Annotated in this window: 3 protein-coding genes; all 3 read right to left on the bottom strand. The window is 35.2% G+C overall.

Translation table 11 applies throughout. From position 1 onward, the window contains the following. Positions 1–2: 2 nt before the first annotated feature. The gene (locus J8M14_RS12690; protein WP_211074990.1) at positions 3–4,442 is read right to left on the bottom strand and encodes a hypothetical protein; all 4,440 of its coding nucleotides are present in this window, start codon (positions 4,440–4,442) and stop codon (positions 3–5) included. A 149-nt stretch (positions 4,443–4,591) separates the two neighbouring features. Further along, positions 4,592–7,222: a leucine-rich repeat domain-containing protein gene (locus J8M14_RS12685; RefSeq protein WP_211074989.1), complete on the bottom strand. Its 2,631-nt coding sequence runs from the start codon at positions 7,220–7,222 to the stop codon at positions 4,592–4,594. A gap of 187 nt (positions 7,223–7,409) precedes the next feature. Then, the gene (locus J8M14_RS12680; RefSeq protein ID WP_211074988.1) at positions 7,410–16,202 is read right to left on the bottom strand and encodes a matrixin family metalloprotease; all 8,793 of its coding nucleotides are present in this window, start codon (positions 16,200–16,202) and stop codon (positions 7,410–7,412) included. Positions 16,203–16,445 lie beyond the last annotated feature (243 nt).

Genomic DNA, 16,445 nt, shown 5'->3' with positions numbered 1-16,445 from the left:
TTTTAAAATTGTTCTCCTTTTCCTACATTAGGATTTAAAATATTATTAATATCAGAATTCTGAATCTGACCATTCATATCCAGATCTGCATTACTATATCCAGAATTACCTAAGAAGGAAATTACAGCATTAATATCAGAATTCTGGATCTGACCATTCTCGTCATAGTCTCCTGCCAATATCGCAAACGAACTACTTCCCAGGTCAACGACCGCATTAGCTCCTCCTTCAATAAGCGATGTATCGTTTGTAAAATCAATAGTTGTACCTGTGGATGATAATGTAACAGTACTGGCAGAACGAATCCCAAGGTGATTGCGGTGTGTGATCATTACATAGTAGGCGTCTGATGAGGCTGAAAACTCAAGACTCGATGTACCATCTACCGCGACAACATCACCATCTCTTTGCAGTAATCCGGATCGTCCTTCTATAATTATGGTGGGATCATTTTTATCTCTCAACTCTATCCACACCCAATCTACGATAGCATCACTACCTGTGCTCAAAAACACGGAGGCATCGCAGGTAAGTGCATCGGTATATGGGCTAGTCGTCGGAATAAAATCTGACGTTCTTAAGTCATCACGCATCCAGTTTTCTTCTCCGGCAATTGGATTGGTCTTTGCTCCTTGTAAAAATACTTTGGGAGCAACTGTTATTGCATAACCACAGTCTTCACTAAAACTCGTTGTATTGTCAATATTAGTCCAATTTGTAGTGGCGTAGGTAGCATCATCTACTTGAATACAGGTTAAATTTAGATTGTTGGTAGCATCAAAATAAGTGATGTTTTCATTATTCCCATTTTTAAGATTTATAGCAGTTACTTCACAATTACTAAAATCTACCTCAACAAGGTCTTCTAAATTACTAAGGTCTAAATACCCTTCAATTGGATTATCATAAATATAAAGGTCTTTTAGTAACAAATTGTTGCTTACATCAATACTCGTTAAGTCATTTTCTCCAATGTAAACATAAGTTAACAAGGGATTCTTTGAGAGATCTACACTAGATAATGAGCAACTACCAACGGATAAATTAATTAAAGTAGTATTGTTAGATAAATCTATTGCTGTAAGGTTAGCGTTATTATCTAATGTTAAATCGGTTAATAATACATTTTGAGAAAGATCTATTTCGGACAAATTATTCCCCCTGAGGCTTATATTTTCTAGTAATGTATTTTGGGTGAGATTGATGGATGTTATATTATTATTTGCTATAGTTACACTTGTAAGGTTACGATTATTAGAAAAATCTAAATTTGTTATAGTACCAGATGTTATATAACTAAAACGCTCTAAACTCACAAAAGCCTCTATCCCTGTAAAATCTGATATTAGCTCATTATTCCTAAAGCTTAAGTTTACTAGACCTCCAATAGCGGCTGAAGGTACTTGACCATCACCCAGAATATCATCAAGAAAAGCTAATGCAGCTTCAAACTCTGCATCCGGTATTTGTGTATATCCGCAATCTGTTACCGTAAACGTTACATTGCTATCAACATTCGTAAAGTTGGTATTTGCATAAACTACATTATCAACCAGAACACATGCCAATTCACTATTATTTGTGATATTTAAATCGGTAAGAATGGTATTGTTTCCATTTTTTAAGTTGATATCTGTTAATGCATTATTTTGGCAATAAAGCGTTTCTAAATTTACATTTGTTGAAACATCTAAACTAGTAATGCCTGTATTTTGACATTGTATATCTGTTAAAGCAGTATTGGTTGAAAGATCCAACGAAGTTAACCCTCCTGAACCGTAACAATGCAACTTAGTTAATGCCGTATTTGTTGAAACATCTAGCGATGAAATTAGTGTTTGATACACATATAACTCTTTAAGTGCTGTGGCTCCATTGATGTTGATTGAAGATAAAGCAGAGCTATTTGCATTCACTATTTCTAAAGCCGTATTTGTACTCAAATCTAAACTCGAGATTTGTGATGTATTGAGTTGTAACTCTTTTAAACTTATAGCCCCCGTAGTATTTAAGTTTGTTAAAGAACTACTATAACTGGTTATTTTTTCTAATGCTGTATTGGTACTTACATCTAAACTGGTAAGATTTACTGTATTATAAATACTTAATTCCTTTAAACTTGTAGCTCCTGTAAGTGTTAAGGTAGTTAAAGAATTTGCACTATTACAGTGTACTATTTCTAAAGCTGTCATATTACTTACATTGATAGTATCAGCATTTGACGGCTCTGCGTAGATTTCTTTAATTACCGTATTTCCACTTAAATCTAAATTTATAATCGCATTTGAAGAAACATTTAAAATTTCTAAAGATGTAAAATACTTAATACCAGTTACATCTGATATTGCTGAGCTACTTAAATCTAAGTTTGTAACTGATTGGATTAATGCTGTAGGAACCTGACCATCACCGCTAATATCATCATAACCTAAATCGTATAAACGCGTTTCAAAAGCTGAATCCGGAATTAAAGTGTAATTAATTATACAAGCATCAGTAGTAAATACACTTGAATCGTCAATATCCGTCCAATTTGTGGTTGCATACGTAACATCATCAACAGACACGCAGTTTAAGCTAGTATTACCATCAAGATATATGTCCACGACATTGGTATTCCCTCCGTTCTTTAAATTAATACTGATAAAATCCCCGTTTATTAACGATACTTCTTCTAGCAACGGATTGCTACTTACATCCAGGGATAACAATATCATATCCTCTGCAGTTAAAACAGTTAAAGCTGTATTATTAGAAAGATCAATTGTTCTTATTGAAGTGCTGGAAACATTAATATTATTCAACAATGTGTTCTGTGACACCTCTAAACTTGTCAATGGGTTATGATCACATATTAGGGTTTCAAGCAATGTATTCGAAGTAACATCTAACGATGTGATTTGGTTGTTTTGACATCTCAGATGTTTGAGTTGAGTATTTGAACTTATATCAATACTTGTTAAATTATTACTGTAAATATTTAACTCTTCTAAAGCAACGAATGCTTCGATTCCAGTAGCATCTGCAATATTTTTACTCACTAGATTTAACGAGGTTAATCCGCTAATTAAATCAGTTGGTACTTGGCCATCTCCCGAGACATCATCATAACCTAAATCGAACAAGGCTGACTCAAAATTTGAATCTGGTATGCTTATATAATCACAGTTAACTGTATTGAAAACCACTCCAGCATCAATACCAGTAAAGTTTGCCTGAGCAAACGATACATCATCCACCAAAATACATTTTAAATTTGTATTTCCTGTAGCTCCAAATCCTGTAATATTTGTATTATTTCCATTTTTAATATTTAAGGACGATAAATTATTATTCTTGACATCAAGTCGTTTTAAAGCAGGATTATTTGAAAGATCTAATGCTGTTAATACGTTATTATCAATAAATACTTTTTGAAGTGCTATATTTTGCGAAAGATCTATGCTGGCTAATGAATTTCCAAAAAAGTCTAATTCGATTAGATTTACATTTTTGCTCAAATCAATAGATATAATTTGATTTTCAAACAAAATCAATTCTTCTAACGCTGTTAAATCGCTTACATCAACTGTAGTTAATAAATTACCATTAGCTATTAATTGGGTTAATGAGGTAAAATATTCAATTCCTGATAAACTACTGATATTGCTATTAGCTATATTTAAAGAAGTTAAATTTTGAATATTTGCGATAGGAACTTGACCATCCGCAGCAATATCGTCATAAGCACTAAGGGCGGCTTCAAAATTGGCATCAGGAATAGAAATGTGATCACAACTTGTGATCTTGAAACTCACTCCACTATCGATATTAGTAAAGTTTGATTCTGCATAAGAAATATCATCAACAACTATACAACTTAAATTTACATTTCCAGTAGCTCCAAAACTTTTTATACCAGTGTTATTCCCATTCTTAATATTTAATGAAGACAAATTATTATTGCTAACGTCAAGTCGTTCTAAAAATGTATTTTCTGTTGCATCTAAACTTGTAATTGAATTACTATCGGCAAAAACATTTACGATTGAAGTATTTTGTGAGATATCTAAACTTGATAATCGATTATTATATACATCAATTTCAATTAAATTCAAATTATTGGATAAATCAATTGAACTAATCTGATTATCATATACTATCAACTCCTCTAAGTCTGTAAGATTACTTACCTCTATACTAGTTAATGAGTTTCCGTTAGCCGTTAATTGCTTTAACGAATCAAAATCTTCGATACCTGATAAACTACTAATGTTTTTATTGGCAACATTTAATGAAGTTATGCTATTAATATTCCCTGTTGGAATTCTTCCGTCTTCAGGTATATCATCTAAGGATACCAATGCGGCTTCAAAATTAGCATCAGGAATACTGGTATACTGAGCATAGCTAGTAGTAATGCTAATAAAAAACAGGATTCGTAAAAAGTATTTTTTATTCATATTTAAGGGGCTTTTATAACGTATTTTTTGTAACATATTAGTTACTGCCAATACTAATGCAATAGTATATATTGTTGTTTTACTAATCAATAAAAAAAGGAGACAATTGGGAGACAATTTTATATCTCTTTGTTTTATCAATGGTTTTACTAAAATTGTTCTCCTTTTCCTACGTTGGGGTTCATGAGGTTATTAATATCTGTATTTTGTACCTGACCATTCATATCCATATCGGCATCACTATATCCGGATCCACCAAGTAAGGTGATTACTGTATTGATATCTGTATTCTGGATTTGCCCATTAGCATCTCCATCTCCGGCAAGCATAGCATAAGTGCCATTTCTGATCTCGGTAACTGCATTGGTACCTCCAAGAATGAGCGAAGTATCTGTGGTAAGATCAAGGATCGCGGTGGTAGCAGATAACGAAACCGTATTTGCTGAGCGTATCCCCAAATGATTACGATGTGTTATCAAAACATAATAATCATCAGCTTCAATCGAAAATGCTACCTCAGAAACTCCGTCTGCTGCAACGATATCTCCATCACGCTGTAATAAGGCGGATTGTCCTGCAATGACTATGGTAGCATCATTTTGATCTCTCAATTCTACCCAAACCCAATCGACAATAGCATCTGCACCTGTAGCAGTAAATACCGAAGCATCACAAGTTAAGCCGTCTGTATATGGGCTTGTGGTTGGGATTAGTCCAGCGACACGTAAGTCATCACGCAGTAAGCTTTCTTCGCCTTCATTTGGATTCAAGGCTGCGCCTTGTACAAACGCTTTTATAGCTAGTGCATAATCTGTAGTACAACTGGTTTCACTAAAACTTGTATTATCGCCTATGTCTGTCCAATTGGTCGTACTGTAACTCGCATCATCTACTAACACGCAGGTGAGATTATTTGACCCATCTGTATCAAATCGCGTCATATTGGTGTTATTACCGTTCTGTATGTTTAGACTTGTGAGTGCATTATTACTACTCGCCACCAGATCAACTAGATTTACATTTTGACTTAGGTCTAAAGATGTTATTGGAGTTGTATTTACCCATAAGGTTTCTAGTAAGGTATTGTTGCTCACATCTAAACTACTCAAACTACTATACCCGCATTCTAGATAGGTTAAGTTAAGATTGTTACTGACATCTAATGAAGTAAATCCGTTATATGAAATGATCAGGTCTTCAATGGCTATAAAATCCTCTATACCCGTTAAATCGCTAATATTTGCAAATTGTATGGTTAGGATTGTCACGTTTTCAATAAGTACGGTTGGCACTTGTCCGTCACCAGAAATATCATCATAACCTAAAGTTTCTAAAGCTGCTTCAAAATTAGCATCTGGTATGGCCGTATAACGACAATAGGTATCACTAAAACTGGTTTGAGCGTCGATACTTGTCCAGTTGGCAGTACTGTAGGCGGCATCATCCACTAAAATACAGGTTAGATTTGGATTTGAAGTTGCCGTAAAACTTGTGATATTGGTATTGTTGCCATTTTTTATATTCAAGCTCATCACATCATTATTTCTTACATCAACTTCGATGAGTGCCGTATTATTTGATAGGTCTAGTGTTGTTAGACTATTTCCTCTAAGATTTATTTCTTGTAATCCTGTAGTATTTGAAACATCTAAACTTGTCAACAAATTACCAAACATATCAAGTTCGGTCAATGCTGTCATATCACTTACATCAATACTGGACAATTGATTCGACCACAAGTATAAAACTTCAAGGAGATTCAATCCCGTACCGTTGAAACTATTAATTGTATTTTGGCTAGCATTCACAAAGGTTAAGGCTGTATTGTTAGATATATCTAAAGCCGTCAATTGGTTCTGATTACACCACAAAAACGTAAGGTTTGTTAAGGCAGAAAGATCCAAAGTTGTAATGGAGTTATTGGTACATCGTAAAGTTCCTAAGGCTGTAAAGTCTTCAATTCCATCTAAACTGTTAATACTATTATTTGCAATGTTTAAGGTAGTTACCGTGGCTATATTTTCTGTCGGTACCTGTCCATCATTAGCGATATCATCATAGGCAGATAGTGCTGCCTCAAAATTAGCATCCGGGATAGCAGTATACCTACAAAATCCATCAGTATAAATATCCGTGGATTGTGCATTTACCCAATTTGTTTGGCTATATGTAAGATTATCTACAGCAACGCACAGGTCTGGATCTCCATAAATCGCATGATTCGTTATATTTTCATTATTACCATTTTTTATATTTATGAATTTTGTTGCACTAGAAGAAATTACTACTACTTCGAGTAACGTATTATTCCTTAGATCATAATACTCAACGTTATTGGAAGTAGCGATAAATGATGTTAAACCTATATTTGTGGTTACATCTAAGGCATTAAGATCAGTATTTACAAGGGTTAATTCTTTAAGATTCGTTAAAGCACTTAGATCAAGTTCTGTAAGTGGTGTATTTGAAAGATCTAATATTTCTAAAGCAGAATTATTACTTAGATCAATTGTTGTGAACATATTTTCATAAGCAATTAATTCTTCTAAAGCTACAAAACCTTCAATCCCTGTTAAATCAGAGATATTTTGACTAGAAATATCCAATGTAATAATAGTATTAATATTATTGGTAGGCACTTGTCCATCACCTGAAATATCATCATAACCCAAAGCGTCTAAAGCCGCTTCAAAATTAGCATCAGGAATACTGGTATACTGAGCATAGCTAGTAGTAATACTAATAAAAAACAGGATTCGTAAAAAGTATTTATTTTTCATTTCTTAAGGGGTTTTTTCAAAGTCTTTGTACAAAATGTTGTTGATCTACATATTTCTGCAATAGTATACGTTGTTCTTTAACTAACCAATAAAACAAGGGGTACACGTGGGGGTACTAGGGCGGTATCTGCTTGTTTTATTGGCGTTTGACTTCATATCTCTATCGTGGTTTATATCAATAGGATCATTAAAATTGTTCTCCTTTTCCTACATTGGGGTTCATGAGGTTATTAATATCTGTATTTTGTACCTGACCATTCATATCCATATCGGCATCACTATATCCGGATCCACCAAGTAAGGTGATTACTGTATTGATATCTGTATTCTGGATTTGCCCATTAGCATCTCCATCTCCGGCGAGCATAGCATAAGTGCCATTTCTGATCTCGGTAACTGCATTGGTACCTCCAAGAATGAGCGAAGTATCTGTTGTAAGATCAAGGATCGCGGTGGTAGCAGATAATGAAACCGTATTCGCCGAGCGTATCCCCAAATGATTACGATGTGTTATCAAGACATAATAATCATCAGCTTCGATCGAAAATGCTACATCAGAAACTCCGTCTACTGCAACGATATCTCCATCACGTTGTAATAAGGCGGATTGTCCTGCGATCACTACAGTAACATCATTTTGATCTCTCAATTCTACCCAAACCCAATCGACAATAGCATCATTTCCAGTGCTATCAAATACTGTTGCATCACAGGTTAACGCATCTGTATACGGACTTGTGGTTGGTATTAATCCGGCGACACGTAAGTCATCACGCAGTAAGCTTTCTTCGCCTTCATTCGGATTCAAAGCTGCGCCTTGTACATACGCTTTTATAGCTACTGCATAATCTGTAATACAAGAAGTTTCACTAAAAGTTGTTTGTACATCAATATTAGTCCAGTTTGTGGTACTGTACGCCGCATCATCTACAATGACACAGGTTAAGTTCGGATTACCTAAAATATCAAAGGTTACCATATCTGTGTTGTTCCCATTCTGAACATTGAGACTTGACAAATCGCAATTTGAACATTGAAATGTCTGTAGAGCCGTACTAGCACTCAAGTCTAATACAGTGATCGGATTATTGTTTAATTGTAAAGACGATAATACAGAAAGATTGCTGGCATCAAATGCTGTAAGATTATTGTTACTCAATACGATGGCTTCGTAATTGGTATTGGTTCCTAAGTTGAATGTACTAATGTTATTATCTGCTGCACTTAAGAGACCTAATGAGGTATTATTGGAAAGGTCTAGCGCAGTTAGATTATTTCCAGTTAAAACCAGTTCTCCTAAGGCTACAAAAGCTTCAATTCCTGTGAGGTCGGCAATATTAGCATTACTTACACTTAGAAAACCTACGGTTTCTATTAAAGCTGTAGGCACTTGTCCGTCACCTGATATATCATCATAACCTAAAGCTTCTAGAGCTGCTTCAAAATTTGCATCTGGTATTGTCGTGTAACGACAGTAAGTATCACTAAAACTGGTTTGTGCATCAATATTCGTCCAGTAAGTTGTACTATAAGTAGCATCATCGACTAAAATGCATTCTAATTCTGAATTGTTAGTTGCATTAAAAGCTTTTATATTGGTATTATCACCATTTTTAAAGTTTAAAAAAGCTAATTCATTATTGTCTACATATAGATCTTCTAAACTTGTATTTACAGTAAAATCCAGGGTAGTTAATTGGTTATTAGATAGACCTACTAGTGATAATAATTTGTTGTTAGACAAATCTATACTGGAAAGGCCACAGGTATTAAGTAATAAAATTTCTAAGTAAGTATTTGTACTTACATCAATATTTCCCAAAGCGTTTCCGCTAGCAACAAGTGTTTCAAGTAATACATTAGCAGTTACATCCAAGGCTGTAAGACTATTATTTTCACAGTTTAGAACTTCTAAATTTGTATTTGTACTTACATCTAGGGACGTTAGGTTATTATTTGTAAGATTAAGCAATTCTAGTGCTCTAAAATCTTCAATACCTGTTAAATCCGCTATATTACTGTTGAACAAATTTAAACTAGTAACTACTTCAATAAGAGCTGTAGGCACTTGCCCATCTGACGAAATATCATCATAACCTAAAGCATCCAAAGCGGCTTCAAAATTAGCATCTGGGATTTGTGTATAAAGACAATAGGTTTCGCTAAAACTGGTTTGCGCGTCAATATTTGTCCAATTAGCAGTACTGTATGCAACATCATCCACCAGCACGCATGTTAAGTTTGGATTATTTCGGACTTTAAAAGTGCTAATATGAAGGTAATTACCATTTTGAATATTTAGGCTTGATAAGTCACAACCAGAGCACTCAAAGTTTCCTAATTCAATATTAGCGCTCAAATCCATACTCGTAATCGGATTATTGTTGAGTTCTAGTAATGCTAGTCCGGTAAAATTACTCGCATCAAATGAGGTCAGATTATTATTACTTAAATCTATTAATTGATAGTTGGTATTAGTACCCAGATTAAGTGTACTAATATTGTTGTTTTTAGCTCCCAAGTTACTTATTAAAGGATTGTTGGAAAGGTCTAGCGTAGTCAGATTATTACGAGAAACAAAAAACTGGCGTAAAGCCGTAAAATCTTCAATTCCTGTAAGATCACTGATATTAGCACTACTTACGCTTAAGGAAGCTACCGTTTTTATTAGCTCTGTTGGTACTTGTCCATCACCAGAAATATCATCATATCCTAAATTTGCTAGAGCCGTTTCAAAATTAGCATCTGGAATTGCTGTGTATTCACAATATGCTGTTTCTGAAAAGTTGGTTTGCGCATCTACATTGGTCCAATTAGTGGTACTGTACGTGACATCATCTACCTGGATACAATCTAAATTAGGATTGTTAGTAGCATTAAAGTTGGTGACATTGGTGTTATTTCCGTTTCTTACGTTAAGTGTCGTTAATGCATTATTACTACAATCTAAATCGGTAAGTATCGTATTGTTACTTACATCAAGCGCTGTTAAGTCATTACTGTCACAGTATAATTTTGTGAGGCTAGTGTTAGTAGAAAAATCTAATGTTGTATAGTCATTAGAACCACCGTCAAACTCCTCTAAAGCTGTTAAACCATTCAGGTTGATTGAATCCATGGAATTAGAGCCACATTCAATTTTAATAAGGTTGGTATTAGCGCTCAGGTCAAGATCAGAAAGAAAATTTGTATCAACATTCAATTCTTCCAAAGCCGTAAAATCTTCAATTCCGGTAAGGTCAGATATCTCCATATTGATAACGGATAAGGTTGTAACCCCTTCAATCAATGCTGTGGGTACTTGCCCATCACCGGAAATATCATCATAGCCCAAATATCCTAAAGTAGCTTCAAAATTTGCATCAGGAATTGCGGTGTATTCACAATACTGTGTTTCTGAAAAGTTGGTTTGCGCATCTACATTGATCCAGTTGGCTGTACTGTATGCTGCATCATCTACCTGAACACAGCTTAAGTCAGGATTGGAACGGATGTCGAACGAGGTAATAGTGGTATTGTTCCCATTTTGTAAGTTCAATTCAGTTAGATTATTGTCTCTCAAATCGATGGAACTTACTGCCGGTGTTGTGGATAGGTCTAAGCTCGTCAATTGGTTAACCTCTACTAACAAAAAGTTAAGATTTGTCAATCCTGTAACATTTAAGGTTTGTATATTACAATCTACTGCCGTAAGCGTCTCTAATTGTGAATTATTGCTGAGGTCTACAGTACTTATATTATTACCTGAAATCTGAAGCCTTGTAAGTGAATCAAAGTCTGCTATTCCTGTTAAATCTGTTACTGTAGCTCCCAAAAGATTTAAATCGGTAACTCCAGAAATCAATGCAGTTGGCACCTGTCCGTCACCAGAAATATCATCATAGCCAAAATTTTCTAGAGCCGTTTCAAAATTACTATCAGGTACGGAAGTATATTGACAATAACTGGTTTCTGAAAAACTTACATGGGCATCTACAGACGTCCAATTGGTAGTAGCATATGAAGCGTCATCTACGGAAATACAAGATAAAGAAGGTGTATTAGATACTTCAAATTTGTCAATGTTACCATTGTTATTATTTTTCAAATTAAAAGAAGAAATATTATTCCCAGAAAAAACAACTTCTTCCAAACTAGGCAACATTGTTAAATCAACATCAATGACATTAGTACTTTTAGCAGTAATCGAAATCAGTGCCCAATTGTTTATAAAGTCTAATGATGTTATTGGGTTATTGCTAATTAGAATATCTTCTAGCGCAGGACTATCTAAGAGGTTTAAAGTACTTAAATTGTTATCCTCGCAATTTAATGAAGTTAAAACGGTATTGAAACCAAGTTCTAAATCTGTTAAACTATTTCTATTACAATACAGTCTTTCTAATGCTGTGTTACTACTTATATCTAGGCTTGTTAGCGTGTTATCACTACATTGTAAATATTCTAAAGCTGTAAAATCTTCAATACCCGTTAGGTCACTAATATCCATACCGGCAATAGATAGCGTTGTTATACCCTTTATGAGTGCTGTTGGCACTCGTCCATCACCAGGAATATCATCATAACCAAGAAATTCTAGAGTCCCTTCAAAACTTGCACCTGGGATTGCTGTATACTCACAATATGCTGTTTCTGAAAAGTTGGTTTGCGCATCCACATCGGTCCAGTTAGTAGTACTGTAGGCGGCATCATCTACCTGTACACAGGTTAGACTGGAATTGTTTGCTAATTCAAAGGCTGTAATATTCGCATTGTTTCCATTTTGGATGTTGAAACTGGATAAGTTATTCGTATGTAAGCTTACAATTCTCATAGCTGGACTGTTACTTAAATCAACCTCTGTTATAGAGTTGCCTGCAGCATAGAGTTGTTGTAGTGCTATATTTTTCGTTAAATCTAAACTTGTCAAATTACTGTTACTGATGCCAATAGCCCGTAATAGTGGGTTATTAGTAACATCAAACGAATTAAAGTTGTTATTTTGAGCCCAAATTCTCGTAAGTTGTGTGTTTTTTGAAAGATCCAAACTAGTTAAACTGTTATTTTCCAATAACAATAAATCCATATCAGTACAAGTGCTAATATCTAAGGAAGTCAATCCATTATTCCTTGCATTAAGTATCTTTATTTTTGTATTACTGCCTAAATTGATACTGGAAATGGTATTGTCATTTACTATTAAAGATTCTAAATCCACAAAAGCTTCAATTCCTGTAAGGTTAGCAATACTGGCGTTACTTACATCTAGAGAGGTTAGGGTTTCTATTGTCGTTGTTGGTATTTGTCCATCCCCAGAAATATCATCATAGCCTAAGTTACCTAAAGCAGTTTCAAAATTAGCATCAGGTATGGCTATATAGCTTATAGCAGCGCACTCCACATCATTAAATACAGTTTGTACATCGACACTTGTCCAGTTAGCCGTACTGTAGGCGGCATCATCTACTAAAACGCAAGTAAGATTAGGATTAAGCCCAATATCAAAGTTTGAAATATTTGTATTGTTACCATTTTTCATATTTAGGCTAAACAGATTACAACCCTCACATTGCAATTGTGCTAAGTCCAAATTACTGCTTACATCTAATGCAGTTATGGGGTTATTCTTCAAGTCCAGCCACTCTAAACTTGTAAAACCTGTGACGTCAATTTCCGAAAGATTATTTTCTCTTATAAAAATGGTTTCGTAGCTTGTATTGGTTCCTAAATCAAGACTGCTGATATTATTGTCGGGCGCTGATAAAAAGGTCAATGCTAAATTGTTAGACAGATCTAGCGTGGTCAGATTATTCTGGAAGGCCGCTAGAGTTTCCAGAGCTGTAAAATCTTCGATCCCAGTTAGATCAGAAATGTTAGCATTACCTACAAATAGAGAGGTTACCGTTTCTATCAAGGCTGTGGGAACTTGTCCATCACCCGAAATGTCGTCATAGCCCAAATTCTCTAAAGCAGTTTCAAAATTGGCATCTGGTATTGCCGTATACGTACAGTATTGAGAAAGGTTGGTTTGGCTGTCCGTATAAATACTAGCTGTGTTCACAATATTTACGTCATCAACTAAGATACATTCTAAGTTATCATTAGAACGCGCATCAAGGTCGGTAATGATACTGTTATTTCCATTTTGCAGATTTACATACGTCAATTCATTAAGGCTTATATTCATAGAACGTATTGCTGTATTGGTAGATAAGTCCAGACTGGTTATGACATTAAATTGCAATGATATCTGATACAAATTGGTCAACCCATCAAGGTTTAAGTTTTGGATGTTAGCGTCTTTCGCCACTAACACTTGCAGTTGCTTATTATTGCTAAGATCTACGGTGTTGATATTATTATCATCAATATCAAGGTTTACGAGTGATGTAAAGTCTGCTATACCTGTTAAATCTGTGATACCAGTGTTGTCTACATCCAAAGTTGTGACTCCAGCAATTAAGGCCGTTGGTACCTGCCCATCCCCTAAAATGTCATCATAGCCTAAATTGTGTAGAGCAGTTTCAAAATTAGCATCTGAGATTGTCGTATAGCAATTGGTGTCACTAAAGCTGGTTTGAGCATCGATATTTGTAAAGTTCGCTTCCGCGAAAGCGACATCATCTACAGCAATACAGAATAAATTTGGATTGTTAAGTGTCACAAAATTTGTAATAATGGTATTGTTACCATTAGTGACATTCAAACTGGTAAGTTGACAGTTAGGTACATTTAGAATTACTAATGATGTAGCTGCTGAAAAATCCAAAGTCGTTACATTCGTAAAACCTAAATCGACAGAGGTTAGATTAGGCAAATTACCAAGCGTAATGGAAGCTAAGCCTGATTGGCTGGCGCTTAAAATTTCTAATGACGTATTTGTGCTGAGATTCAAAGTTGTAAGCGCAGTACAATCTTCTAAAGAAATTTCTCTTAGTGCTGTATTACCAGATAGATCTACACTGGTTAAATTAAAATTGGCGTCGGCTTCAAAAACTTCAAGATTCGTAAGTGTACTTAAAGATACCGTTGTGAGATTATTTTCGGAAATATCCAAAGCTGTTAGTTGTACAAAATCTTCAAGCCCAGTAAGGTCTGAAATGTTAGCATCACTCACATTTAAATTGGTCAACATTTCGATATTGGCAGTTGGCACTTGTCCATCGCCAGGAATATCATCATAGGCACTTAAAGCTGCTTCAAAATTTGCATCTGGAATAGCTGTATATTCAAGAACGTTTAGTGTCGCAATGTTTGTCGGTGTCTCCGTACCACATTCATTTTGTAATACTGCTCGAAATCTATAGCCATCATAACTCAATGGTACATTTTGCAGGGATAAGGTTGCGGTATTAGAGCCAGAAAACAAGGCATTATCAGATACCGTAGAAAATAAACTACTTCCTGACACACTTACTAACCAGTTTACTTGCGTGAAATTAGAAGCGTCAACGACAAATTGTGCGTCACCATCAACTTCTGTACTACTATCTGTTGGTTGAGAATTAATAACGATATCGTCACAACAATTGATTTGTTCAGTCATGGGGATTGAACTACAGCCAACAGATTCTGTAAATAAGCCCATGGTATATGTGGCGCCATCAATATCGTTCTGGTTTAAGGCATAGCTAACATCGCCACTTCCCAGAGAATAATGCATCACTAAACCAGGGTCAATCACGTGTCCTAATTGATGCGCATGCCCTAATTCATGTAAGGCTACGCTTTTAAAATCATATTGCGTAGCACTTGGCGTACCACTACCGTAATACCAGTTAATATCATCGTTCCAAGTGACATCTAATTCCTTTACGACCATTCGGTTTGTTGTTGGGCAACTACCTAAGAAACGTGTGGTGACACGTCCTAAAACGTTAATGGGTAATTCTGAGCCGTTGTCGAATCGTACTATATTGACACCGTCATCTACAGAGACATCTGTTGTTGTCGTGCTACCAAATACAAAGTTGATATTAGATTCACAGTTCCATAATGCAAAGGCTTCTTCAAAATAAGATTTTGCGCTACTGGTATCAAAATCAGTATGATACTGAAAAGTAAAACCACCATTACCATCATCATCCTGTAATGCTGTTGGAAAAGCTTCTGCACTAAATGTTGCATTAAGATGACTATAGGTTACAGTAAGATTAGCATTACTTGTTCCTGTTTCGGCAGTACTATTGGTCACCTGAATAGCACCTGTACCTGCCAACGAAGGGACCTGTACCTGGATCTGTGTATCCGACCAACTAATAATCTCAGAACTTAAGGCATCTGTATAGGAGAGACCGCCCGCATTGGCATTTGGAAAACTTACAGTACCAGCGACAGTTCCAAAATTAGAACCGTTAATGGTTAAAACGGTTTGCGTACCTGCACTAGCAGAAGTTGGCGAGAAATTAGAAATAGCGGGTGTTGCCAGTAATGCTTTTGCATTGGTAGTAGTTCTATCCGCAACGGTAGGGCGTTTTTGTAGGGTTCTAAACCTTTTGGCAGTGACTCTTTGGATTTTGGGGTATAATTCTTTTGTAATAGATTGATATTTGTTAAAAACATCAGATGCACTGTCGCTACGCTTACTATATTTTATGACTCCTTGTGCGGCTCCTACAAGCTCATACATAGTGCTTTTGCCGCTAAGTTTTACTGCACTTTCTTTTAAGAAAAAGGTAGCTATAACTCCAACTTCTAACGAAGCTTCACTAGAAGTTATTTGCATAGCATCGCCTACCTGCCCGCCCATCGTTACAAATTGTACGGATGAAGCACTATTACCAAGCATATCTGCGTATACACTTACAGTATGCAAGGTATAGATATTATGTTTTGATATATCCCAATAACTCTGGCTACTGGTAATAACACCTTCTACAATTTGGGTAGATTCATTTACACGATCTTCAATAGATATTGGAACCATTAAAGCTCCACACGATTGGCCAAAAGACCAAATCGGGATTAAAAGAATGAATAGGTTAAGTAAATTTCTTTTCATAAAGGGGTAGTATTAAAAGTTCTATGTAAAAGTTTTTATTTATTTTCTTAGTAATTGTTGCTTTACTTTTGGCAAAAAAGATCCTATGTCACTTTGCACAGTACAAAGTGATTGCAGTATGAAATGCTACCTTTTATTGGAAAAATTCCTTGTAAAGTATGATCATAACAAGAAGTTAATAACTTCTCTATTCATTTCTTTCTAAGGAAAAAAGTGTATGATGTTCATAGTATAGAGATTTTA

Source organism: Aquimarina sp. MMG016 (assembly GCF_018100805.1).
Classification (GTDB): Bacteria; Bacteroidota; Bacteroidia; order Flavobacteriales; family Flavobacteriaceae; genus Aquimarina.
This window is presented reverse-complemented; position numbering and strand designations above follow the sequence as displayed.

What these genes read in the sequence shown, in the direction of transcription:
- J8M14_RS12690 (WP_211074990.1), bottom strand. Translation starts at nt 4,442, where the DNA reads ATGAATAAAAAATACTTTTTACGAATCCTGTTTTTTATTAGCATTACT.
- J8M14_RS12685 (WP_211074989.1), bottom strand. Translation starts at nt 7,222, where the DNA reads ATGAAAAATAAATACTTTTTACGAATCCTGTTTTTTATTAGTATTACT.
- J8M14_RS12680 (WP_211074988.1), bottom strand. Translation starts at nt 16,202, where the DNA reads ATGAAAAGAAATTTACTTAACCTATTCATTCTTTTAATCCCGATTTGG.